Source organism: Stenotrophomonas sp. KH_052, from assembly GCF_057838755.1.
Window position 1 is genome coordinate 3,682,497 of the sequence record NZ_CM174475.1, and the last position, 24,641, is coordinate 3,707,137.

Here is a 24,641-nt window from a genome sequence, read left to right on the forward strand (position 1 = left end):
GAGGGGCTGCGCCGTTGGCCGGAAACTCAGTACCGCTTGATCCCCGGCACGGTGCAGCCTTCCAGCTGCGCATGCGCGGACACCGCGTTCTCCTTCTCGCCGCGCGCCAGACGCGACTGCTCGATCGTCGCCCAGTGCCGGCGGCACAGCGGGCCGGTCTTCGAGCCCAGATCAACGGCCTTGCGCGCGAACGTCTCCGCCTGTGCCCATTGGCCCTGCAACAGCGCCAGCTCGGCACGCTCCTGCAACACCGCCGGGTCACCGGCCACGATCTCCAGCGCATGGTCCAAACTGCTGGATGCGCCGGCCAGGTCGTTGGCCTGGCGCTGGGCCTGCGCGGCCAGGCGCAGGTCTTCCACCTGCGAATCACGCAGCGGCTGCACCGACAGTTCCTTGTCGTCCGGGCCTGCTGCGGCGTCGACTGCGGCCAAGCGCTGCGCCGGCGTCGTGGTATCCACCGGCTTGACCACCGGCGGCGGGCTGCTCACGCAAGCGGCCAAGGCCAGGCTGAGGCCGGTCAGGGCCAGGGGCTGCAGCAGGGATCGCATGTTCATCGGCATCATCGGCTCGGGGGAGGAGTAGCGGCGGCGGGCGCCGCGGCAGGTTCAGCTGGCGGCTCGGGCTTGCGGTCCAGGCCGAACCAGCTGCGCCAGCCTCCGCCCTCACCTTCGTCCCCACCCTGCCCACCCGGCGACAGCGCTGGCGCACACGGCGCATAGGCCGGTGCATAACCCACTACGAACGGGAAGCGACGCGCGCCCGGGCAACCATCGTCGGTAGTGTTCATGCCGGTGGCGGCCACCGACTGCCAGTCCAGGCCCTTGTTACTGACCCGCAGCGGGGCACTCGGCAGGCGCTGGAAGATGCCCGACCACACCCGCATCGCACCGGTGGCACCGTACAGGCCGGCCTGCTCGTTCTGGTCGTTGCCCATCCAGATCACCGCCAGGTGGTCACCGGTGTACCCGGCGTACCAACTGTCGCGACCATCGTTGGTGGTACCGGTCTTGCCCGCCGGCTGCAGGCGGCCGAGGCCATCGGCGTTCAGGCGCTGCGCGGTGCCGCTGGCGACCACCTGCTGCAGGCCGACGCTGATCAGATTGGCGGCGATCGAGTCACCTTCCTGCGCCGGCGCCGGGGTCTTGTCGTAGCGCTTGAGCAGCTTGCCCTGCGGATCGAGCACGCCACGCACCGCGTGCAACGGTTGGATCTCGCCACCCGACGCCAGGAACTGGTACAGCTGCGCCATCGCGTAGGGGCTCTGGTCGGTCGAACCGAGGATCACCGCCGGGTTCGCCTCGGCCTTGATCCCGGCCAGCACGTGGATCAGCTGGGTCACGCGCTCGGGACCGACCTGCATGCCAACGCGCACCGTGGCCTGGTTGTACGAATGGGCCAGCGCATCGATCAGGCGCACCGTGCCATGGCTGCGGTTGTCCGCATTGCCGGGGTTCCAGTTGCGGCCACGGCCGAGCTGCACGGTCACCGGCGAATCGTCGACCCAGCTGGCCAGCGAGTAGCGGTCCGGCTGTGCCAGCGCCAGCAGGTACACGAACGGCTTGAGCAGCGAGCCGACCGGGCGCTGTGCCTCGATGGCGCGGTTGAAGCCGACTTCGGAGACCTCGCGGCTGCCGATCACCGCCAGCACGTCGCCGTTGTGCACATCGGTCAGCACCATGCCGGCCTGCAGCTCGGGCCGGCGCTTGCTCTCCAGCGACTTGATGGTGCGGGTGACCGCACCTTCGGCATAGGCCTGGGCGGACGGCGACATGCCGCTCATCACGCTCAGGCCCGCGCCCTGCAGTGCCGATTCCGGATAGTCATGGCCAAGCTGGCGACGGACCAGATCGACGTAGGCCGGGAAGCGGTTGGCAGCGACCAGGCCCGGGGTCTTGGGCACGCCGAGCGGCGCCTTGAGGGCGCGCTGGTACTCGGCATCGTCGATCAGGGTTGCCTCGTGCAGCTTGCCCAGCACGAAGTTGCGGCGATCCAGCGCGCGTTCCGGGTTGCGACGCGGATCGTAGAAGGAGGGGCCCTTGACCAGGCCGATCAGCAACGCGATCTGCTCGGTTTCCAGCGACGACAGGTCGCGGCCGAACCAGAATTCGGCACCGGAGGACATGCCGTGGATGGCCTGGCTGCCGCGCTGGCCCAGGTACACCTGGTTGAGGTAGGCCTCGAAGATGGTGCGCTTGTCGTAGCGCGCTTCCATGATCAGCGCGTAGAGCACTTCGTTGAATTTGCGGGTAACCGTCTGCTCCTTGCCGATGCCGAGCAGGCCGCTGCGGGCCAGCTGCTGGGTCAGGGTGGAGGCACCCTGGCGGCTCTGGCCGCCGGAGCGGATGGTCACCCACACCGCGCGCGCGATGCCCGACAGGTCGATGCCGTGATGGCGGTTGAAGTCCTTGTCCTCCACCGCCTGCAGGCCGGTCACCAGCAGGTCAGGTGCCTCATCCATGCGGATCAGGCGGCGCTCTTCCTGCTTCTGCCCGTACAGGGTGGCGATACGCGCCGGATCCAGCCGCGCGGCCTTCAGTGCCTTGCGACTGCCAGCGTCACGCAGCGAGGCGATGCTTCCATCGGCCAGCGACAGCTCGACACGACGCGCGGCGACCACGCCATCCACGTCGTTGTAGCCACGGCTGGAGATGACGAAACGGCCGCCGTTCACGGCGTAGGTCGCCGGCTCCTTGCCCTGCCCGTCATCGCGGTAGGCGGAGGCGGCCAGCTCGGTCTTCAGGGTGGACGCGTCCATCGCCTTGCCGGGCGTGAGCACCAGCGGGCGTGCATAGACCCGCGTCGGGATCTGCCAGCGCAGTTCGCCGAAGCGCTGGGTCACCTGCTGGTTCAGGTACAGCGTATAGGGAATCAGGAAACCCAATCCCAACGCGACCGCTGCCATGCTCCAGGTGATCAGGCGGCGCCGCCACAGGGGGCCGTTGTCCTGCTGGTCGTCGTCGTCGAAATCGTCGATGTCGTCGGAATCGTAGCGTCGGGGCACGGGAATGCTGGAAGGTAGGGTCTGGCGAGTCTAACGCAGGCACTGCGGTGGCTGGCAGGCGGTGGCCCGCGGTTTCACTGCAGTTCAAGCAGCACGAGGCTTCCGCCAACCGGTTCCGGCCCCCGCCAACGCCGCCCATACACCCTTCCAGCCGGCTCCGGCCAGGCAGACGTTGGCCAGCCTTGCGATCAAGCGCGGCGCGTCATGGCCGATCCAGCGCAGGCTGACATCTGCCCGCCGATACAACTGCAGCCGTGACCAGGCCATGCGCCAGGCCAGCGCGTGAAGGCCCTGGTAGTGTTCGGGTGCCACCACCACACCGCGCTGCCGCAGCAGGTCCGCCAGGGCGAGCAGGCGCCCGGCCGTACGCTGGCGGGCCTGCGCGTCGAACAGATCAAGATGACGCAGGCGCTGCAGGAAACCGCGCCGGCTTGCGCCGATCTGGTTGTTGCCGTGCTGCCGGTAATCGATGGTTGGCTCGGCCAGCATGTCCAGCCCTCCACGCAACGACGCATTGACTGCCAGCCACTCGTCATGGCTCCAACCGGGCGGCACCGGCAACGCGCTGGTCAGCAGGGTGCGACGCACTGCACAGGTGGCCCCGGTGATGAAATTGCGCAACAGGATCGCGTCAATGGCCTGGCCCGAGCGCTCCAGTTCCACTTCGGCCGGATGTACCACCAACACCTCCAGCAGTTGCTGGCCCAGCGGCGCTCCCTCTGCGTCCACCAGCCGCGCATCGCTGTGCAGCAGCAACAAGCCCGGATCGGCGCTGAAGCGCTGGGCATAGGTGCGGACCCGCCCCGCATGCCAGACATCATCCTGGTCGCACAGGAACAGGATGTCGGCCTGGCAGCGTTGCAGCGCATCGGAGAAATTGCGTACATAGCCAAGATTGCGCGTGTGCTGGACAATCTCGACCCGGACCCCCAGAGCCTGCGCACGAGGCACGAAAGCCTGAAGCAGCTCCAGTGTCTGGTCGCTGGAGCCGTCATCACCAATCACGACTTCGTGCACCCGCGGGTCCTGGCTGAGGATGCTGTCCAGCTGCGCCTGCAGGTAGCGAGCCCCGTTGTAGGTGCACAGCGCGACACCAATGCGCTCGGCAGGGGCCGATCGGGATGGCGCGTCAGGCATCGAACGTACTCGCGGAAAACCAAGGCCGGGGGATGGTAGCAGAGCCCTCCAGCAGATGGATTCAGGCCCCGGCTAACTGTTGCCGGGATGCGCCGCGATCCGCTGCAGGGCCTGGGTGGCACTCATCGGTTGCCACGTGCCTGCATCGGGCTGGAACGGCCGCGGATGTACGCCCAGCAGCGCCTGCAGTGGTCCGTTGTCCGCAATCAGGTCCTGCTGCAGACGCGACACCGGACCGCGCGCGCGCGGCAGCACCGCCGCCAGCCCGCGCAGTGCACCCGCCGGCAACGGCAGCGCCAACGTCGGCTGCACCAGACTGGCATGTACGCGGCGGAACATCGCATGGTATGGCAGGCGCTCACCGCCCCCGATCTCCAGCACCCGCGCCGACGCCGCGCCGGTGGTGATGGCGGCCAGTACGGCACGCGCAATATCGTCGGCGTGTACCGGCTGGCGCAGGCCATCCGCCAGCGGAATCGGGAACACGCGCAGGCGCAGGGCACGCTGCACGATCGGGGTGATGCTGCGATCGATGCCCGCGCCATAGATCAGCGTCGGTCGCAGGATCGTCCACTCCATGCCCAGCCGTTCAGCCTGCTCGATCAGGCCACGCTCGCCCCGCTGCAGCATCGCCACCACACCCTGTTCGTCGGCCTGGGCCGAGCCCTGCTTGCTCAGCACGCTCATCGAACTGGTCGCGATGACCCGTCGAGCCGGTGCCGAGGCCTGCCGCGACAGCCAGTGCGCCAATCCTTCCAACGGACCGAAGCTTGCGATGGCCTGCCAGGACGGAGATGGCACGCTGTCCAGCGCGGCAGCCAGATCACCGCACAGCCACTGCACGCCGTCCTGCGCAGGTTGTGGCTGCCGGCTCACCGCCTGGACCTGGCCATGCGCCTGCAGCAGGCGCGGCAACAGGAACCGGCCGATCTGGCTGGTCGCTCCGGAAACAAGGACGGTCATCGGACATCCGTGAGGCGTGGTTGGCAGGGCCGCTACTATAACGGCCACGGCAGCAACACCGGGCTCAGGGTGAAGACGTTGCGATGTCGCGCAGGCGCTGCTGCAGTTGAAGATACTCTGCGCTGGAAGCACCGACACCGAGTTCTGCCGCGTGCTGCAATGCGCGTTCGGCAAATGCGATATCACCATTGCCCAAGCGTTCGCTGCCAATCGCCAACCAACGTTGCGCCAGACGCAGACGCGCAGCAGGCAGCCCCGCTGCAGTCGGCGACAGCGTCTGCCAGGCCTGCAGGCAAGCCCCTGCAGCCTGTACCCGGTTCTGTCGCAGATTGTCGTCGAAGCAACGACGGCTGGCCGGCAGCAGGCGCGCGGCAGCCGCTTTCACCCGGGCATCGCGCGGTGCCAGTGATTGCGCCTCACGCAACGCATCAAACGCACTGTGGCCCGGCGGACTGATCCACTGACCGGCGCGCTCGGCGCGTTCGATCCTGCGCAGATGATCGCGCAGTTGCCGTTCACGCTGCGCATTGCTGACGCTTGGCAGCTGCAATGCCTGCTGTGCCTGTTGCGCACGCTGCAGGCGCTGCGCCAGTTGCTGCTGCGCAGCGGGCGACGCCCCCAGTTCCTGCGCCAACGCCGCGTCACGCTGTGCGGCCTCGAACTGGAAGTCGTCGGCCTGTTTCTGGCTGCGTGCCAGCACCGCCTGCAACGACTGCTCGCGGCCGCGCTGGGCGTTGGGATCGTCGGGGGCTACGGCCAGCACGGCCAGGAACCCGTTTCCTGCAACGTCCAACTGCTGCCGCTGCAAAGCGCGCTGTGCCTGCCGCAAGCGCTGGTCCACCGCCTGTGCCAACGCTTCCTGGCTCGCCGGCAGATCGGCATGGCCTGCATCGAACTGGCGTGCGCGCTGCACGATGCCAGCGGCCGCGGCCAGCTCACCGCGCCCGGCCAGTGTGCGCGCATGCTGCAACAGATCGCTCAGTGCATCCTCGCGCCCTTCCAGCGCCGGCAGATTGTCCGGCTGCAATGACAGGATGCGTTGGAACAGTGGCAGCGCACTGCTGTCGCCATCATCCAGGCGGCCGGCGGCAAAGGCATTGCGGGCCTGTGCCAGCAGCGCGCCGATACCGGCTCCGGCGCTGCGACGTGCCTGCAGCTGGCGCGCCACGGCATCGCCTTCAGCCTGTGGCACCAGCAGCTCACGGGCCAACGCCAGCGCCTGCGCGCTTCCGTTCAGGTCATTGACCTGCAGCTTGTCCCGGGCCTGCTGCAGCGCTGCGGCGCCTGTACGGGCCAAGCCCTGGCGCGCCTGCGGGCGGTCGCCATCCAGTGCCAGCACGGCCTGGTAGCGTTCGCGCGCACCACTGCCATCGTCCGCACTCAATCGACCCGCCGCCAATGCGCGATCACCTTCAGCCAGCAGCTGCTCGATCTGCGGCTCGTCCCAGAACCAGTCTGCCAGCGGCTTGCGCAGCAACACCAGCAGCACGAACACCGCAAGCGCGGCGACCAGCGACCAGCGCCAGACCCGGCGTGCATGGCGCGCCTGCAGCCACCACCAACGGCCTTCGCGGCGGACGCGGTCCAGCGCAGGATGATCAGCGCCATGCGGGCGATGCGGGGGCTCGCGTTCCATGCGTGCAGGGTAGCCGGGGCAGCGTGAAGCCTAGCCGAGGCGACGCGCCTCGCTCACGCCCGGCAGCGCGTCCAGCTTGCCCAGCAGGTTGGACAGCTGGCCGTAATCGCTGACCTTCAGCCGCAGCCGCAGATGGGCGCGGCCACTGTTGCGCACGTTGTCGCTGTGAATGTCGAGCACGTAGGCGTCTTCCTGGGCGATCAGATTGGTGATGTCCTTCAGCAACCAGCGGCGATCGACCGCATCGACCACCACGTCCACTTCGTAGCCGCCGCCGGCCTGCCCCCATTCCACCGGCAGGATGCGCTGCGGGCTGGTGGCGGCCAGCCGGGCCAGCGCGACACAGTCTGCACGATGCACGGTGACACCGCGGCTACGGGTCAGGTAGCCGACAATCGGTTCGCCGGCCACCGGCTGGCAGCAACGTGCCAGCTGCACCAGCAGGTTGCCCACGCCCTGCACGGTGAACTTGGATTTACCCAGGTTCTCGCGGCGCGCGGTCGGCCGCGGCAGCGTCGGCGCGGGTGCCGGCTGGTTGGCCGCACGCTCCGCTTCCAGCAGCGCACGGCTGACCTGGTTCGGGCCGGTGTCGCCCAGCGCCACCTGGATGTACAGGTCATCGACGCTGTCGGCATGGAATTTCTTCGCCGCCACCGCCAGGTCCGAATGCTGCAGGCCCAGCCGCTTCAATTCGCGCTCCAGCAGCTCGCGGCCGGCCTGCACGTTGCGCGCACGGTCCAGCTTGTGGAACCAGCTGCGCACCTTCTCGCGCGAACGGTTGCTGGCCAGGAAACCCAGGGCCGGCATCAGCCAGTCGCGGCGCGGATCAGCCTCCTTGCCGGTCAGGATTTCGACGCGGTCGCCGCTGCGCAGGCGGTAGGTCAGCGGCACGATGCGGCCGTTGACCTTGGCGCCACGGCAACGGTGCCCCACCATCGTGTGCACCTGATAGGCGAAATCGAGCGGCGTGGCGCCCTGCGGCAGGTCCAGCACCTCGTCCTTCGGGCTCAGTGCATAGACACGGTCTTCGGTCAGCTCGGCATCAAGCGCGCCGGCCAGCTCGTTGCCCTGCCCCTCCTGCGCCTGTTCCAGCAGCTGGCGCATCCAGGTGATCTTGCGGTCGAAGGACTTTTCCGCACCCTTGCCGCCTTCCTTGTACTTCCAGTGCGCGGCTACGCCCAATTCGGCCTGCGAGTGCATCTCGTGGGTACGGATCTGCACTTCGATGGTGCGGCCTTCCGGCCCGACCACGGCGGTATGCAGCGAACGGTAGTCGTTGGCCTTGGGCCGGGCGATGTAGTCATCGAATTCGCTGGGCACCGGCGCCCACAGTGCATGCACCACGCCCAGCGCGGCGTAGCAGGCGGCGACATCGTCGACCATGACGCGCACCGCACGGATGTCGTACAGCTGGTCGAACGCCAGCCGCTTCTTCTGCATCTTCCGCCAGATGCTGTAGATGTGCTTCGGGCGGCCACTGACCTCGGCCCTGATGCCCTGCGCGACCAGCTCGCGCGACAGCACCTTCTTGACGTTCTCGACGTAACGCTCGCGCGCGATGCGGGTTTCGTCCACCTCACGGGCGATGCGCCGGTAGGTCTCCGGCTCCAGGTGGCGGAACGCCAGATCTTCCAACTCCCATTTCAGCTGCCAGATGCCCAGGCGGTTGGCCAATGGCGCATGGATGTCGCGGGTCAGCTGCGCCAGCGCTCGGCGCTGTTCGTCGTCCAGCTTGTCGGCGGCACGCATCCGCGCCAGCTGCCGGGCCAGCAGGATCGGTACAACCCGCAGGTCGCGGATGATCGCCAGCAGCAGCCGACGCAGGCCTTCACTGTTGCGCCCTGCTTCACGGCCGGCATGCAGCGCCCACACCGGATCGGCGGCATCCTGGCCATCCAGCAGGCCGATCACGGCCGCCCTGTGGTTGCCCAGCGGCAGCTGCTCCAGGCTGGCGCGCAGGCCCGGCAGGTCGAACAGCAGGGCTGCGGCCACCGCGCCTTCGTCGGCAGAGAGCATCGCCAGTGCGTCGAGGGTGTCACCCAGCACCGACCAGCTGGCGCGCATCTGGTGGTCGCACTCGGGCGCTTCCCAATGCTCGCGCAGGGCCTGGCGCAGCGGAGCGGGCAGCACCGCTGCCGAGGGACGGTTCAACAAGGCATCCAGGCCGGGGACGGAAGCGCGGTTCACAGCATCGAGCAGGCAAGACAGAGGCCTCTACACTAGCGCCGGCGCCGTTCAGGGACAATCACTGCGGCCACCATCACCCGGCATGAAGACATGCCGCTACACTCGCGGGCAAACCCAGGAGAGTCCCGACATGTCCTCGATCGTCCCGCGTTTCCGCCTACGGCTGCTGGCCGGTGCCGCGCTGTTGCTGTCCCTGTCGGCGCCCGCGCTGGCCCAGCGCGTGGTGGAAGGCGACCTGCAGCAGCAGATGTCACCGGCCGAATTCAAGTCGGCTGGCCTGGACAAGCTCAGTGCCCAGGAATTGGCCGCGCTCAACCGCTGGCTGCAGGGCAAAGTCGAAGCGGCCACCACCCAGGCGGTGGCCGCGGTACGCGAGGAAGCCCGTGAACAGGGCCGCCAGGAAGTGATCGTGAAGAACCGCGGCTTCTTCGATTTCGGCAGCAGCGAACCGATTACCGGTGCCCTGCAGGGTGAGTTCCGGGGCTTCGGCAAGGGGCGCGTCTACGTGCTGGACAATGGCCAGGAATGGGAACAGACCGACACCACCAGCGTGGTCGGCGTGCGCAAGCAGTCGCCCAAGGTCAGCATCAAACCCGGTGTGATGGGCGTGTGGTACATGAAGGTGGAAGGCGTGAACAGCCAGCCGAAGGTGCGCCGCTCCAAGTAACGGTGTGAGGGAAGCCGCCGGGCATGGCCCGGCGCTACCGCATCACAGCTGGCGCAGCGCGGTCACCCGCTGCGCCAGTTTCTTTGCAGAGATGCCGGTGCGTGCACCCAGCTCCTGCGCGAACAGCGACACCCTCAGCTCTTCCAGATCCCAGCGTAGCGCCTGCCATTGCGGCCGCTCACGCAGGCCCTGCTGCTCACCCACCTGCAGCGCCTCCAGGAACGGATGCAGTTCCAGCATGCGCGCCTGGTCACGCGGCGGGTCGCGCTTGGCGCGCTCGGTGCGCAGGATCATCGCCTTCAGGTAGCGCGGATACTGCGCCAGCGCGTCGGCCGGCGTATCGCGCAGGAAGCCGGGGTGGATCAGCCCGACCAGCTGCGCCTCCATGTCATCCAGATTGCCGCGCGCCCAACCCATCAGCGGCGCTTCCAGCATCGGCTTCAGTTCCGCCACCAGGGCCAGGATCGCCTCGGCCAGCTTCAGCCGCTGCATGGCCTCGCCAAACAGCGCCTTGGCCGCTTGCTCGCGGCGTTGCTCGAACGCCTGCGCATCGCGGATCTCGCCCAGGCCATCGGCCAGCACCGCGTTCAATGCGGCGTCGACCAGGTCACCCCGCAGGCGCTCCTGGGTTTCGATCGAGGCGTACAGCAGGCCGGTCTTGGCCGCCACCGGCAACTGCTTGCGCGCCTGCTTGATCTTCTCGCCAAGGCCGATTTCCAACAGTCGGCGCACGCCAAGCGGATGTGCTTCTTCGGCCTGCTGGCGGTCCGCGAAGATGCGCAGGGCTACGCTGTCGCCCTCGTCCAGCAGCGCCGGGTAGGCAGGAACACCCGCCTCGCCAGGCACCTGCAGCGGAATCGGCGTGGCCGGGAACGTACGCAGGCCGTCGGCGGCCATCTCGCGCCCCGCGCGCGCGGCGAAGGCATCGCCGGCTCGGCCACCGAACGTTGCACGCAGCGCGTCCAGATCGCGCGAGGTCGCAAGTACCTTGCCGTTCTCGTCGCGCAGGCGCAGGTTCATGTGCAGGTGCGCTTCGATCGAATCCGGCTCGAAGTCGGTGGCTGCCACCTTGGCGCCGGTCGCGCGCGACAGGAAGCGCGCCAGCTCGCCGGTGATGGCGTCGGCGCCGGGCTGCGGGAATGCCTCGAAGAATGCACGCGCGAAGTCCGGCGCAGGCACATAGTTGCGGCGCATCGCCTTGGGCAGGCTGCGGATCAACGCGGCCGCCTTGTCGGCAACGAAGCCCGGTGCCAGCCAGCCCAGCTGCACGGCGTCCAGCGCGTTGAGCAGGTGCAGCGGCACCTCCAGGGTCACCCCGTCATCGTCGGTGCCTGGCTCGAAGCGGTAGTGCAGCGGCAAGCGCGCCTGGCCCAGCGCCAGGTACTTCGGATAACGCTCCTGTTCGCTACCCTCACCCGGCAACAGATCGACCAGCGACCAGTGCAGGGTCTTGCGCTGTTCCGGTGCCAGCCCCTTCCACCAGGTTTCCAGCCCCGCGGCCGAATGGATCTGCGGCGGCACCCGGTCCAGGTACCAGCGCGCCTGCCAGTCCTCGTCGGCGACGATACCGGCGCGGCGCAGCTTGGCTTCTTCCTCGCGGGCGATCTCCAGCACCTTCTGGTTGTCGGCCACGAAGCTGGCGCGTGTAGTGATCTCGCCGGTCACCAACGCCTGGCGCACGAAGATGTCATGCGCTTCGCCGGGGTTGATGCGGCCGTAGTGCACTGGCTTTTTCGGCGCCAGCACCAGCCCGAACAGACTGATCTGCTCGGAGGCCAGCACCTGGCCCTGCGCGCGTGACCAGTGTGGATCGAAATGCTTGCGCAGCAGCAGGTGCGGCAGTTCGGCGATCACCCAGTCCGGTTCGATCGCGGCCAGGGTCATGCCCCAGACCTTCTGCGTATCCAGCAGGTTGGCCACCAGCAGCCACGGCGGCGGCCGCTTGGACAGCGTCGAGCCGGGGAATGGCAGGAAGCGGCGCTGGCGTGGCGCCTGGAAATCACCTTTCTCGGTGCGGTGGCCGATCTGCGTCGGCAGGCCCGCCACCAGCGCCCGATGCAGGGTCTGGTAGGCGGTAGCACGCACGCGCTCGCTGAAACCGCCGCCAACCGGCGCCTGTTCCTTCTGCGCGCGCACGGCCACCGGTGCCGGCGCCGCCTCGGCCCTGCCTTCGCGGGCCAGGCGCGCCGCACGGTGAAGCTGGCCACGGGTGGCCTTCACTGCCGCCGCATCGTCGCGCGCAGCGGCCGGCGCACTGCTGCCCGCCAGCAACGGCGCCATCGAGGCCTCGTTGGCTTCTTCCTTCCAGCCCAGTTCCTCGCACAGCAGACGCAGTTGCCGATGCAGCTCGCGCCACTCGCGCATGCGCAGGAAGCCGAGGAAATGACGGCCACACCAGTCGCGCAACTTGGATTGGGTCAGGTCTTCGTGGGCCTGCCGGTAGGCATCCCACAGGCGCAGCACACCTACAAACTCGGAGCGCCCATCGGCAAACTGCGCGTGCGCGCTGTCAGCCGCGCCGCGCGCTTCGGGCGGGCGTTCGCGCGGGTCCTGGATGCCCAGGAACGAGGCGATCACCAGCATCGGCCGCAGGCAGCCGGCGGCCTGCGCGGCCACCAGCATGCGTGCCAACTTCACGTCCACCGGCAGGCGCGACATCTGCTTGCCGATCGCGGTCAGGTGACGCTCGCTGTCGATCGCGCCCAGTTCGGTCAGATGCTGCCAGCCATCGGCCACGGCACGTTCGTCGGGGGCCTCCAGGAACGGGAAGTCCTCGATGCGGCCCAGGCCAAGCTGCAGCATGCGCAGGATCACCCCGGCCAGGCTGGAGCGCCGGATTTCCGGATCGGTGAATTCCGACCGTGCCTGGAAGTCGGCTTCGGCGTACAGGCGATAGCAGATACCCTCGGCCACACGGCCGCAGCGGCCCTTGCGCTGATTGGCGCTGGCCTGCGAGATGGGCTCGATGTGCAGGCGGTCGAGCTTGTTGCGCGGACTGTAGCGCTTGACGCGGGCAAAGCCCGGATCGACCACGTAGCGGATGCGCGGCACCGTCAGCGAGGTTTCCGCCACATTCGTGGCCAGCACGATGCGGCGGTTCGGGCCGGGGTTGAACACCCGGTCCTGGTCCTGGTTGGACAGGCGCGCGTACAGCGGCAGCACCTCGGTATTGCGGTACTTGCGCCGTTCCAGCGACTGGTGCGCATCGCGGATCTCGCGCTCGCCCGGCAGGAAGATCAGCACGTCGCCGCGCGAATCCAGACGGGTGATCTCGTCGATGGCCGACACGATGGCGTCGTTGACGGTGCGCTCGCCCTCCTGCTCGCCCTCGCCTTCCAGCGCGCGGTAGCGCACCTCCACCGGATAGGTGCGGCCTTCGACGCTGATCACCGGCGCATTGTCGAAATGCTGGGCAAAGCGTTCGGTGTCGATGGTGGCCGAGGTCACGATCAGCTTCAGGTCCGGGCGCTTGCGCAGCAGCTGCTTCAGGTAGCCCAGCAGGAAGTCGATGTTGAGGCTGCGTTCGTGCGCCTCGTCGACAATGATCGTGTCGTAGTTCGACAACCAGCGGTCACTGGCGATCTCCGCCAGCAGGATGCCGTCGGTCATGAACTTGATGCGGCTGTCTTCGCTGACCTTGTCGTTGAAGCGCACCTGGTAGCCGACCAGCTGGCCCAGTTCGCTCTGCAGTTCCTGCGCCACGCGGCTGGCCACCGCACGTGCGGCAATCCGTCGCGGCTGGGTGCAGCCGATCATGCCGGCCTGGCCACGGCCTGCGGCCAGGCACAGTTTCGGCAGCTGGGTGGTCTTGCCCGAGCCGGTTTCACCGGCGATCACCACGACCTGGTGGTCGCGGATCAGCCCGATGATGGCGTCGGCTTCACGCGCAATCGGCAGCTGCGGGTCCAGAGTAATGGACGGCTGCTGTTGCGCCCGTGCCTGCCGGCGCTGCACCGATACCTGCAAGGCCTGCTCGAAGGTGGCGGCCAACGCCGCATCCTGTGGCTTGGCCTGGCAACGCGAGAGCATTCCCAGCAATCGTCCACGGTCGCGGCTCATGGCACCGTCGATGGCGGCACGCTGTTGGCGCTGGCGGGACTGCGGCATTTTGTCGATAGCGTTCATCAATCGGTTCGTTCAAAACTTTGAAAGCGACCAGTCATCACGACCGGTTTATTGTGAAGGCCAACGATTCCACAAGGAGGAACCCCATGGCGAAGACCAAGAGCACGACCAAGCCCAAGACCGGCAAGCAGAAGCTTGCAGCGGCGGCACCGTCGGCACCGAACATCGATATCGGGATCACCCAGGGCGACCGCAAGAAGATTGCCGACGGTCTGTCGCGCTTCCAGGCCGATGCGTTCACGCTCTACCTGAAGACGCACAACTTCCACTGGAATGTGACCGGGTCGATGTTCAACTCGCTGCACACCATGTTCGAGACGCAGTACACCGAGCAGTGGGCGGCACTGGACGATGTGGCCGAGCGCATCCGCGCACTGGGCTTCAATGCCCCGGGCTCCTACCGGGAATTCGCTGCGCTGACCTCGATCGCCGAGGAGCCGGGCCTGACCGACAGTGCGGACTGGCGTGAAATGGTACGCCAGTTGGTGGTCGCCAACGAAGCGGTCTGCCGTACGGCACGTGAAGTGCTGGAGGTGGCGGCCAAGGGTGACGACGCCCCGACCGAGGATCTGATGACCCAGCGCCTGCAGACCCACGAAAAGTACGCCTGGATGCTGCGCTCGCTGCTGCAGTAAGGGTTGGGGGTGTTCGGCAGGGCTTGCAGCCCTGCACCTGCCGAGGCAACGTCAAGTTCAACGTCAACGTCAAAAGCGGGTTTCCTGAGGGTTGGCGGGGTGGGTCCGGTTGAGGGGGACGCCGTAAACCCGTCCATGGGGGCTTGGTCGCGGCATCCATGCCGCTCACACCCCCTCAACCGGACCCACCCCGCCTTCGACAGTTTTCCGCGATCTGCTGACAAAGCTTGGGGTCAGATCCGTTTTCCGCAGGAAAACGGATCTGACCCCATTTCGTTTGTCGATATCTGACAGATTCCATCCACGCAACGCGTGGATGGCCCCACCGTCACCAGGAATCTGTCGGGGGTGGGGCAGTGTGGGCTTGCAGGACCGTTGGCGCCATGGATGGCGCCATCGAGCCCCCATGGACGGGTTTACGGCGTGTCCTGCAAGCCCACACCGCCCCACCCAACCCACAGACAAGCCAGAGCCGGCTGTTGCCTTTGACGTTGCTCTGGCTTGTAGCAGGTGCAGGGCGCAGCCCTGCCGCCGCCTCCGGGAGGTAAACTAGCCGGATGGCTTCCCGTCCCGCGCACGACCTGCTCCAACGCGTCTTTGGTTACGACGATTTCCGTGGTCCCCAGCAGGACATCGTGGAGCATGTGGCTGCCGGTCACGATGCCCTGGTGCTGATGCCCACCGGCGGCGGCAAGTCGCTGTGCTACCAGGTCCCGGCCCTGCTGCGTGACGGATGTGGCATCGTCATCTCGCCGTTGATCGCCTTGATGCAGGATCAGGTCGAAGCCCTGCGCCAGCTCGGCGTGCGTGCCGAGTACCTGAATTCCACCCTGGATGCCGAGACCGCCGGCCGCGTCGAGCGCGAACTGCTCGCCGGCGAGCTGGACATGCTCTATGTCGCTCCCGAGCGCCTGCTGACCGGTCGCTTCCTGTCGCTGCTGTCGCGCAGCCGCATCGCCCTGTTCGCCATCGACGAAGCGCACTGCGTGTCGCAGTGGGGCCACGACTTCCGCCCGGAATACCGCCAGCTGACCGTGCTGCACGAGCGCTGGCCGGAGATTCCGCGGATCGCGCTGACCGCGACTGCCGATCCGCCAACCCAGCGCGAGATCGCCGAGCGGCTGGACCTGCAGGAAGCACGCCACTTCGTCAGCTCCTTCGACCGCCCCAACATCCGCTACACCGTGGTGCAGAAGGACAACGCCCGCAAGCAGCTGACCGACTTCCTGCGTGGCCACCGTGGCGAGGCGGGCATCGTCTACTGCATGTCGCGGCGCAAGGTCGAAGAGACCGCCGAATTCCTCAACGGCCAGGGCTTCAACGCCCTGCCCTACCATGCCGGCCTGCCGTCGGAGGTGCGCGCCAACAACCAGCGCCGCTTCCTGCGCGAGGATGGCATCGTGATGTGCGCCACCATCGCCTTCGGCATGGGCATCGACAAGCCGGACGTGCGTTTCGTCGCACATACCGACCTGCCCAAGTCGATGGAAGGCTACTACCAGGAAACCGGCCGCGCCGGCCGCGATGGCGAGGCCGCCGAGGCCTGGCTGTGCTACGGCCTGGGCGATGTGGTGCTGCTCAAGCAGATGATCGAGCAGTCCGAAGCCGGCGAAGAGCGCAAGCAGCTGGAGCGGTCCAAGCTGGACCACCTGCTGGGCTACTGCGAGTCGATGCAGTGCCGCCGCCAGGTGCTGCTGGCCGGCTTCGGCGAAACCTATCCCCAGCCCTGCGGCAACTGCGACAACTGCCTGACGCCGCCGGCCTCGTGGGACGCAACCATTCCGGCGCAGAAGGCGCTGAGCTGCGTCTACCGCAGTGGCCAGCGTTTCGGCGTCGGCCACCTGATCGATGTCCTGCGCGGCAGCGAGAACGAGAAGGTGAAGCAGCAGGGCCACGACAAGCTCAGCACCTATGCGATCGGCCGTGACCTGGATGCACGCACCTGGCGCAGCGTGTTCCGCCAACTGGTCGCCGCCAGCCTGCTGGAAGTGGACAGCGAGGGCCACGGTGGCCTGCGCCTGACCGATGCCAGCCGCGACGTGCTGACCGGCCGCCGCCAGATCAGCATGCGCCGCGATCCGGCCAGCAGTACCAGCGGCCGCGAGCGCAGCGCACAGCGCACCGGGCTGTCGGTGCTGCCGCAGGATCTGGCCCTGTTCAACGCCCTGCGCGGCCTGCGCGCCGAGCTGGCGCGCGAGCAGAACGTGCCGGCCTTCGTGATCTTCCACGACAGCACCCTGCGCAACATCGCCGAACAGCGCCCGACCAGCCTGGATGAACTGGCCAGGGTCGGCGGCATCGGTGGCACCAAACTGAGCCGCTATGGCCCGCGCTTGGTGGAGATCGTGCGCGAGGAAGGTTGACCGCCACGCGTTGCTGCTCGGTAGCGCCGGGCCATGCGCGGCGAGCGCGAAGCGCGGCTGATCCACGGGCCGCCGGGCATGGCCCGGCGCTACCCCTGCGCTGGTGCCCTTGTAGAGCCGAGCCCACGCTCGGCTGCTTCTGCGGGGACGACAGCCGAGGATGGGCTCGGCTCTACATTGGTGCAGCTCCAACCTTGAACCGGCCATTCAGCCGGAAGTGCATCCGCAGCCAGTTGCAGCTAGATTAGCGTCATGTCCCTGGCCTCGACCCTGCTCCGTGTCGTGCTCATGCTCAGCCTGTTGCTCAACGGGCTGAACGCGGCCATGGCCAGCGGTCACGAGGAAATGGGCCGGATGGCGCATGCCGTGGCCATTGCCGCCGACGGCGGTGACCCTGACTGCCACCATCACGCGGGCATGCAGGCCGACGAGGCCCCGCAGGCCAAGGCCCCCGCCCACGACGCTCATTGCCAGATCAAGGACTGCGTGCGCAGCTGTGCCCAGCACCCGCTGCTGGTAGTGCTGCCGTTGCCGGTCATGGCCGGCCCGGCATTGTCGCTGGCCCCGCAGCCGATGCCGGCCAATGGCCGCCCGGCGCCGCCGCTGCCGCCGATCTCGCGTCCTCCCATCGGCTGATTCCACACGCATCGTGCGCCCTGCGCACCGCAGCCGGCCGCCTGCCGGCGTCTTTACGTGTCTGGAGTCACCACCATGAATACCCGCATTCCCCCCGGCCCGGGCGCTGTGCCCATGCCGTCGCGCCGCCTGTTCGTACAGGGCCTCGCCGCAGGTGGCGTGGTTGCCGGCATCGCCGCTGTCGGCGTGCCGCAGCGCGCGCTTGCTGCTGCCAGTGCCGCCCCCCGCCTGGCCGGCGCCCCTGCCGTGCTCAGCGATACCCGCGTTGAACTGGCCATCGGCGAATCCCTGGCCAACTTCACCGGCCGCACCCGCCCGGCGATCACCGTCAACGGCTCGCTGCCCGCGCCGATCCTGCGCTGGCGCGAAGGCCAGACCGTGGACCTGTTCGTGCGCAATACGCTGGAACGCCACCCGACCTCGATCCACTGGCACGGCATCCTGCTGCCGGCGAACATGGATGGCGTGCCCGGCCTGAGCTTCAACGGCATCGGCCCCGGCGAGACCTACCATTACCACTTCGAGCTGAAGCAGTCGGGCACCTACTGGTACCACAGCCACTCCATGTTCCAGGAGCAGGCCGGCCTGTACGGCGCGCTGATCATCGACCCGGCCGAACCGGCGCCGTACCGTCATGATCGCGAGCACGTGATCATGCTCTCGGACTGGACCGACTTGGACCCGGGCGCGCTGTTCCGGCGCATGAAGAAGCTGGCGGCCTACGACAACTACTACATGCGCACGCTGCCGGATTTCCTGCGCGACGTGAAGCGCGATGGCTGGTCGGCGGCGCTGTCCGACCGTGGCATGTGGGGGCGGATGCGGATGACCCCGACCGACCTGTCCGACGTCAACGCCAACACCTACACCTACCTGATGAACGGCACCGCCCCGGCCGGCAACTGGACCGGTCTGTTCCGCAGTGGCGAGAAGGTGCTGCTGCGCTTCATCAATGGCGGGTCGATGACCTACTTCGACGTACGCATTCCTGGTTTGAAGATGACCGTGGTCGCCGCTGACGGCCAGTACATCCACCCGGTCAGCATCGATGAATTCCGCATCGCCCCGGCCGAGACCTACGACGTGCTGGTTGAACCGAGCGGCCAGGATGCCTACACGATCTTCTGCCAGGACATGGGCCGCACCGGCTACGCCGCCGGCACGCTGGCGGTTCACCACGGCCTGCAGGCGCCGATTCCCGAGCGCGACCCACGCGTGCTGCTGACCATGGCCGACATGGGCCATGGCATGGGCGGTGGCGGTCACGACATGGCCGCGATGAAGGGCATGGAAGGTGGCTGCGGCGCCAGCATGGGCCACGGCGCGCATGGCGGCGGCGATTCCGCCAGCAAGGCACCGAAGCACCCGGCCAGCGAACGCAACAACCCACTGGTGGACATGCAGAGTTCGGCCAGCGAACCCAAGCTGGATGACCCTGGCATCGGCCTGCGCGACAACGGCCGCCAGGTGCTGACCTACGGCGCGATGCGCAGCCTGTTCGAGGATCCAGATGGCCGCGAACCGAGCCGCGAGATCGAACTGCATCTGACCGGCCACATGGAGAAGTTCTCCTGGTCGTTCGATGGCATTCCCTTCGCCAGTGCCGAACCACTTCGACTGAACTACGGCGAGCGCATGCGCATCGTGCTGGTCAACGACACCATGATGCAGCACCCGATCCACCTGCATGGTGTGTGGAGTGATCTGGAAAACGCGCAGGGCGAGTTCCAGCTGCGCAAGCACACCATCGACATGCCACCGGGCACCCGCCGCAGCTACCGTGTGCGCGCCGATGCACTCGGCCGCTGGGCCTATCACTGCCATCTGCTGTACCACATGGAAGCGGGCATGATGCGCGAAGTGAGGATCGAAGAATGAGCCGCTCACTCCTTTCTCCCAGCCTGCTGGCCCTGGGCCTGGCGGCGGCGCTGCCGGTGTTCGCGCAGTCGCATGCCGGCCATGACATGGCCGCGATGAACGCGCCCGCGAAAACCGCGAAGTCGCCGGTCGAACCGGTCGATCATTCGAAGATGGATCATTCAAAGATGGATGCCGGTGCGATGGATCATGCCGGCATGGACCATTCCAAGATGGACCATGGCGCGATGCAGCCCACGTCGACGGACCAGGTCACGATGGACCATTCCAAGATGGACCACGCGGCCATGGGCCACGGTGCGCCCGCCCCCACCGAACCGCGCGAACCCATTCCGGTGCCGACCGATGCCGACCGTGCCGCCGCATTCCCGCCGATCGCCCATGGTGCGATGGAGCACGCACCGGAGATCAACAGCCTGCTGCTAATCGACCGTCTTGAACACTGGGATGGCAAGAGCAGCAACGGCCAGGCCTGGGAGGCCACCGGTTGGATCGGCGGCAACATCAACCGCCTGTGGCTGCGCACCGATGGCGAGCGTAGTCGTGGCCGCACCGAATCATCGTCGCTGGAAGCGCTGTATGGCCGCAGCGTGTCGCCCTGGTGGGACGTGCTGGTCGGCGTGCGCCAGGATTTCCGCCCCGCCGATTCACGCACCTGGGCGGCGATCGGCATCCAGGGTCTGGCGCCGTACAAGTTCGAGAGCTCAGCCACGTTGTACATGGGCTCCGGTGGCCAGGTACTGGCCAAGGCCGAGGTCGAGTACGACGTGCTGCTGACCAACCGCCTGATCCTGCAGCCGCTGCTGGAAGCCACCGTCGCGGCCAAGGACGAGAAGGAGTACGGCATCGGCCGTGGCCTGAACAAGGTCGAAGCCGGGCTGCGCCTGCGCTATGAGTTCAGCCGCCGCTTCGCGCCCTACATCGGCATCAGCCACGAACGCACGTTTGGCGACACCGCCGACTACGCCGGTGACCACGCGCGCGACACGCGCTGGGTGGCCGGCGTGCGCATGTGGTTCTGAGCAGCGTTACGTGAGCAGTGGCCGGCCCCGGCAGCCGCCGGGGCCGGCTACACTGCGCCACGTTCCAATGCAGGCTCCACCATGTCGCTGCTGATCCGCCGCGCCACCCTCGCCGACGCCGACGCGCTGTCGGTGATCGCCATCGCCACCTACACCGAAACCTGGGGCGATTCGTACCCGCCGCAGGATCTGCACGATTTCCTGCAGGCGCACTACGGCATCGCACCGCAGCGGGCCGAACTGTCCGATCCGCGCAGTGCGGTCTGGTTGCTGATGGACGGTGACTCGGTAGTCGGCTATCTCGCCGCCGGTGCCAACACCCTGCCGCATGCGGATGCGCGCGAGGGCGACATCGAACTGAAGCGGTTCTACATCCTGGCCGCACACCAGAACGGCGGCCATGGTGCACGCATGATGGACGCGTTCATGGCCTGGCTGGACCAGCCACACCGCCGCACCCTGTGGGTGGGCGTGTGGGAGGAGAATTTCGGCGCGCAGCGCTTCTACTCGCGTTATGGCTGCAGCAAGGTTGGCGAGTACGACTTCATCGTCGGCGACAGCCGCGACCGTGAATTCATCCTGCGCCGCCCGTGATCACGCGCCTTTTGTGGAGTCGAGCGCAGCTCGACTCCACAAGTTAGAAATCGAACAGCTCGGAGAGGAAGCTCTCCTTCTTCTTTTTCTTGTAACCGTGGCCGTGCTGTTGGCCGCGATTGTCCTCGTAGCGCTGGCCCAAGTGGCGGGTATCACGGTGCATCACCGGTGGCGGCGTGTTCATCGGCTGTGCCTGCACCGGCGCGGGTGGGGGCACGGCAGCACCGGATCCAGCACGTTCGATGATCTTGTCCAGCTCACCACGATCCAGCCACACGCCTCGGCAGCCGGGGCAGTAGTCGATCTCGATGCCATGGCGCTCGGCCATCTGCAGGGTCTGGGTCTTGCACACGGGGCACAGCATCGGCATTGCTCCTGTCGGTCTGACCTCGACTGTACCTGCGCGGTGATGACTGTGCGGCAACGCATGACCGATGGCACAGGGACTTCCGACGCGTGCCGGTATTGCCGAAGGGCCCGACACTGCAGGCTTGTTCCGCAGGGAGTGCGTACATGACAATTCTGTCCCGCTTGCCCTCCGCCACACGCCTGTTGCTGGTCCTGCTGGGCGTTGGCCTGGGCCTGAACCTGCGCGATATCGCCGCAGCCGCGGGCACTCCGATTCCTGCCCTGCCCATGCCCTACGGCGGCAGCCTGCTGGACAACGCACTGGCAATCCTGGTTGCGCTGCTGCTGGCTACGCTGCTGCGCCCCCGCAGCATGGGCCTGCTGACCAGCCTCGGACTGCGTGGAAACGGCTGGGGCGGTCCGCTGTGGGTGCTGCTGGCCAGCCTCCCCTGCTGGCTGGGACTGGCGCTGCTCGGTACTCCGAACACGGCGCTGACCGCGCTGGATGCCACGATGCTGACCGTGCTGTTCCCGCTGGCCGAGGAAGTGCTGTTCCGCGGCCTCGGCTTCGTGCTGCTGGTGAAGCTCGTGCGCGGCCCGTGGCCGCTGCTCGCGCTGCCGCAGGCGCTGCTGTTCGGCATGGTGCACTGGCTGGGCTTCGGTGGGTTCGACGGTGGCGGCATCGCGCTGTTCATCGGTGCGGTCATCGCATTCGGCGGCTTCATCTTCGCCTGGCTCGACCGCCTCGACGGTGACACCCTGTGGTGCGGCCTGGTGCTGCACGTTTCGATGAACCTGGCCTGGAACGTGTTCAGTCTGGATGACGCTGTTGCGCTGGGCTGGCAGGCCACCAGCCTGCGCATCGGCACGACCCTGCTGGCGGTTGCGGTACTGGCCTGGCACGTGCGCCGCCAGCGCCGCAACCGGGTGTAACGCCCACTTAGCTTGCCGTGCACGCCGGGATCACCCCCGGCTTGCGCATACTTGCGCGCCTTCCGCTCCCCCTGTTGTCCGGAGTTGCCGCGTCATGTTGCTGTCCAAGCGTTTTGTGGAACCGCGCGTCCTGCTGATCGAGGACGCCGAGGAAACCCAGGAACTCAGTCGTCTCGCCCTGGAAAGCCAGGCCTGCCAGGTCACCGCTGTCAGCAGCGCCGAGGCCGCACTGGGCCTGCTCAACGCCGGCGAACCGTTCGACCTGCTGTTCACCGACGTCTGCCTGGGCGGCATCAGCGGCATCGAAACCGCCAACCGCGTGCGCGAGCACCTGCCGCAGCTGCCGATCCTGGTCACCTCCGGCATGGACCAGCACCGCGTGCTGCCGCAGCTGCGCGCCGGCATCCACTTCCTGCCCAAGCCGTACAGCATGAGCGAACTGCTCGATGCCATCCGCCTGTGTTTCCGCCATGCGGCGGATGCCACGTTGATGCCGCCGCCGCAGGCCAGCGCGGCCTGAGGCAATCATCCACGCATGGCGTGGATGCGACCGGCCATCAATCGCCGGTGTACGGCCCATCGCCCGGCATCACCTCCAGCAGTGCACGAGTGATCACCCGCGGGTAGACCGTGAGATGGTCCTCGCCGTCAATCACCACGTTGTCCACCTGCAGCTTGCGGCCACTGCGCTGCAACTGGGTGGTGAAGTCCGCGGTCTGCCGCAGCATGTCGTTGCCGGTTGAATAGCGCGGCCCTGGCTTGTCCGTCTCGTAGCTTCCTACCGACAGCAGCACGCGCGTAGGCTGCGAGGGAATCACGGCGGCATCCTGCATGCGCGGCAGCAGAAGCTGGTCGAACCACAACGAAGGACTGGACAGGATGTAGGTACTGAACAGGTCCGGCTGGGTGGTCAGCACGTAGGTACCGAACAGCGCGCCATAGGAATGACCGGCGAACACGCGCCGGGCCGGATCGGTGCGGTAGCGCGCATCGATCATCGGCAGCACCTGTGCGGCCAGGAAATCGCGGTAGTGTGCGGCGCCGCCGTAGGTGACGTCATCGCTGTAATAGCCCTCGGCGGTACGCGCCGGATTGCTGGGCGTGTAGTCGCGCGAGCGACTCTGCTTCGAGGTCAGGCCTTCCTGTGGTGGCAGCCCAACCAGGATGAAATTCTCGATGTTGACGCCCTGCTGCCCCACCAGATTGCGCACGCTGCGCACCAGCGGGAAGCTGTACAGCGCATCGGTCACGTACAGCACCGGGTAGTGCTTCTCAGGGTGCGCGGCATAGTCGGCCGGCAGCGCCACCCATATCGGGTAATCGCGGCCCACAGGATCGTGCACGCGCAATGCTTCGGTATCCGGCAGCACCACGCCCGGCGCAGCGGTGGCCGCGCTTTCCTTCGCTTCATTCTGCGCTGCCGGTGGCGCCACCGACATCGCGCAGCCACTCACGACCAGGCAGGCCGCCACACTCCATCCACGCACACGCTGCATCTACACGCTCCCGTTGCGGGCGGCGCACCCGGGTGGCGCCGCTACCGCATCCTCACACGTCGTGCGATGCAGTGCCACGCCGGGTCAGGGCGAGGCCGGCGGCGGCGCCGGAAACAGCGTGCGCAGCGCCTGCAGGGCGGCCGGGTGATAGATCGTGGCGTGGGTTTCCTCCGGCAGCGGCAGGTACTTCACCAGCGGTGACGGCGAGGCCTGCTGCAGCAACGCGGCCAGTCGTGCAGTGGATGCGGCCAGTTCCGGCTGTCCGCTGCTGGCCAGGAACACACGGGGCTGCGCGCGCGTCACAGCCGGCAGCTGCTTGGCCGCAGCGGCCAGCATCGTGCCCCGATTCCACCACAGGCTGGGGTCCAGCGCGATGTAGCTGTTGAACAGTGTCGGTTCCTGCAGCAGCGTCTCGATCACGAACAGGCCGGCCAGCGATTCACCGATCAGCGCGCGCTCGTCGGTGGTCGGGTAGCGCTGGCGCACCTGCGGCATCAATTCATCGCGCAGGAAACGGCGGTAGGCCGCCGATCCACCGATGCGCGGCGCGATCTTCTGGTCCTGCGGGTCGTTGCTGGGGCCGGTCATGTCGCGACGGCGTTCGGTGTTTTCGATGCCCACCAGCAGGAACGGTCGCATGCTGCCGTTGCCGCTCAGCACCTGCACCAGCCCGGCCACATGCAGGAAGTCCTCGGCGATGCCGCCATCGGCCATGTACAGCACTGGCAACGGTGCCTTCGGGTCCAGGCCCCAGGGTTGCGGGCGGTAAACATTGATGCGGCGGGTCTCGCCCAGCGCCTTCGATTCGATGGTGAAGGTCTCGCCGATGACCAGTGAGGTTGCCGGCGCAGCCTGCGTGGTCGTTGCCCGTTCGGCGGCCATCAACGGGGAGACGGAGACAGCGGACAGCAGAAGCGACAGCACGATCAAGCGCATGGGGCGGCCCATCTAGAGAAAGTGCCGAGCATAGCGTCAGGGCCTCGAGCCGGGTGGGTCGCACTGCAATGCGATGGATTCACG

General features: G+C 67.4%; 19 protein-coding genes. 9 read left to right on the plus strand and 10 right to left on the minus strand.

Annotated elements, in window-relative coordinates; translation table 11 throughout:
* Positions 1-26 precede the first annotated feature (26 nt).
* From AC3ITW_RS16945 to AC3ITW_RS16970, 6 genes are all read right to left on the minus strand, one after another.
* Positions 27-563: a hypothetical protein gene (locus tag AC3ITW_RS16945; protein ID WP_197585226.1), complete on the minus strand. Its 537-nt coding sequence runs from the start codon at positions 561-563 to the stop codon at positions 27-29.
* Positions 560-3,001 carry a penicillin-binding protein 1B gene (gene mrcB, locus AC3ITW_RS16950; RefSeq protein WP_489389753.1) on the minus strand — a complete coding sequence of 814 codons (2,442 nt, stop codon included), beginning with the start codon at positions 2,999-3,001 and terminating at the stop codon, positions 560-562. The genes AC3ITW_RS16945 and mrcB overlap by 4 nt, the downstream gene beginning before the upstream one ends.
* Positions 3,002-3,085: 84 nt before the next feature.
* The gene (locus tag AC3ITW_RS16955; RefSeq protein WP_006385413.1) at positions 3,086-4,138 is read right to left on the minus strand and encodes a glycosyltransferase family 2 protein; all 1,053 of its coding nucleotides are present in this window, start codon (positions 4,136-4,138) and stop codon (positions 3,086-3,088) included.
* 72 nt (positions 4,139-4,210) lie between these two features.
* Entirely contained in the window at positions 4,211-5,101 is an 891-nt protein-coding gene (locus AC3ITW_RS16960; protein WP_032972301.1) for an SDR family oxidoreductase, read from the minus strand.
* A gap of 64 nt (positions 5,102-5,165) precedes the next feature.
* The gene (locus AC3ITW_RS16965; protein WP_489389754.1) at positions 5,166-6,737 is read right to left on the minus strand and encodes a hypothetical protein; all 1,572 of its coding nucleotides are present in this window, start codon (positions 6,735-6,737) and stop codon (positions 5,166-5,168) included.
* 30 nt (positions 6,738-6,767) lie between these two features.
* Positions 6,768-8,924, minus strand: coding sequence for a RelA/SpoT family protein (locus tag AC3ITW_RS16970; RefSeq protein ID WP_012511884.1), 2,157 nt, complete (start codon positions 8,922-8,924; stop codon positions 6,768-6,770).
* Positions 8,925-9,054: 130 nt separating this feature from the next.
* Here AC3ITW_RS16970 and AC3ITW_RS16975 point away from each other — a divergent pair, with 130 nt between their 5' ends.
* The gene (locus tag AC3ITW_RS16975) at positions 9,055-9,591 is read left to right on the plus strand and encodes a hypothetical protein (protein ID WP_012511885.1); all 537 of its coding nucleotides are present in this window, start codon (positions 9,055-9,057) and stop codon (positions 9,589-9,591) included.
* Between the two features lie 42 nt (positions 9,592-9,633).
* Here AC3ITW_RS16975 and hrpA read toward each other — a convergent pair whose 3' ends face one another.
* Positions 9,634-13,716 carry an ATP-dependent RNA helicase HrpA gene (hrpA, locus tag AC3ITW_RS16980; protein ID WP_489389755.1) on the minus strand — a complete coding sequence of 1,361 codons (4,083 nt, stop codon included), beginning with the start codon at positions 13,714-13,716 and terminating at the stop codon, positions 9,634-9,636.
* 86 nt (positions 13,717-13,802) lie between these two features.
* On the opposite strand from hrpA, the gene AC3ITW_RS16985 reads away from it, so the two are divergent.
* The 6 genes from AC3ITW_RS16985 (at position 13,803) to AC3ITW_RS17010 (ending at position 20,844) form a co-directional block, all read left to right on the plus strand.
* Entirely contained in the window at positions 13,803-14,351 is a 549-nt protein-coding gene (locus AC3ITW_RS16985) for a Dps family protein (protein WP_006385608.1), read from the plus strand.
* A 557-nt stretch (positions 14,352-14,908) separates the two neighbouring features.
* A complete protein-coding gene (gene recQ / locus AC3ITW_RS16990) occupies positions 14,909-16,714 on the plus strand; it encodes a DNA helicase RecQ (protein WP_065723892.1) in 1,806 nt (601 codons plus the stop codon).
* Positions 16,715-16,966: 252 nt separating this feature from the next.
* The gene (locus tag AC3ITW_RS16995; protein ID WP_100435128.1) at positions 16,967-17,350 is read left to right on the plus strand and encodes a CopL family metal-binding regulatory protein; all 384 of its coding nucleotides are present in this window, start codon (positions 16,967-16,969) and stop codon (positions 17,348-17,350) included.
* Between the two features lie 75 nt (positions 17,351-17,425).
* The gene (locus AC3ITW_RS17000) at positions 17,426-19,228 is read left to right on the plus strand and encodes a copper resistance system multicopper oxidase (protein ID WP_489389756.1); all 1,803 of its coding nucleotides are present in this window, start codon (positions 17,426-17,428) and stop codon (positions 19,226-19,228) included.
* A complete protein-coding gene (locus tag AC3ITW_RS17005; protein ID WP_006385663.1) occupies positions 19,225-20,250 on the plus strand; it encodes a copper resistance protein B in 1,026 nt (341 codons plus the stop codon). The genes AC3ITW_RS17000 and AC3ITW_RS17005 overlap by 4 nt, the downstream gene beginning before the upstream one ends.
* Before the next feature lie 81 nt (positions 20,251-20,331).
* Positions 20,332-20,844 carry a GNAT family N-acetyltransferase gene (locus AC3ITW_RS17010; RefSeq protein ID WP_489389757.1) on the plus strand — a complete coding sequence of 171 codons (513 nt, stop codon included), beginning with the start codon at positions 20,332-20,334 and terminating at the stop codon, positions 20,842-20,844.
* Between the two features lie 43 nt (positions 20,845-20,887).
* Here the strand turns inward: AC3ITW_RS17010 and AC3ITW_RS17015 are convergent, their stop codons facing one another.
* Complete coding sequence (locus tag AC3ITW_RS17015) at positions 20,888-21,208, minus strand: TFIIB-type zinc ribbon-containing protein (RefSeq protein ID WP_489389758.1); 321 nt, start codon at positions 21,206-21,208, stop codon at positions 20,888-20,890.
* Between the two features lie 149 nt (positions 21,209-21,357).
* Here AC3ITW_RS17015 and AC3ITW_RS17020 point away from each other — a divergent pair, with 149 nt between their 5' ends.
* Positions 21,358-22,125 (plus strand): CPBP family glutamic-type intramembrane protease, encoded by a 768-nt coding sequence (locus tag AC3ITW_RS17020; protein ID WP_489389759.1) that lies wholly within the window; start codon positions 21,358-21,360, stop codon positions 22,123-22,125.
* A 94-nt stretch (positions 22,126-22,219) separates the two neighbouring features.
* Positions 22,220-22,645, plus strand: coding sequence for a response regulator (locus AC3ITW_RS17025; RefSeq protein ID WP_006385818.1), 426 nt, complete (start codon positions 22,220-22,222; stop codon positions 22,643-22,645).
* Positions 22,646-22,682: 37 nt separating this feature from the next.
* Here the strand turns inward: AC3ITW_RS17025 and AC3ITW_RS17030 are convergent, their stop codons facing one another.
* Both AC3ITW_RS17030 and AC3ITW_RS17035 read right to left on the minus strand, forming a co-directional pair.
* Positions 22,683-23,621 carry an alpha/beta hydrolase gene (locus AC3ITW_RS17030; protein ID WP_489389760.1) on the minus strand — a complete coding sequence of 313 codons (939 nt, stop codon included), beginning with the start codon at positions 23,619-23,621 and terminating at the stop codon, positions 22,683-22,685.
* A gap of 84 nt (positions 23,622-23,705) precedes the next feature.
* Positions 23,706-24,557 (minus strand): alpha/beta hydrolase, encoded by an 852-nt coding sequence (locus tag AC3ITW_RS17035; RefSeq protein ID WP_489389761.1) that lies wholly within the window; start codon positions 24,555-24,557, stop codon positions 23,706-23,708.
* Positions 24,558-24,641 lie beyond the last annotated feature (84 nt).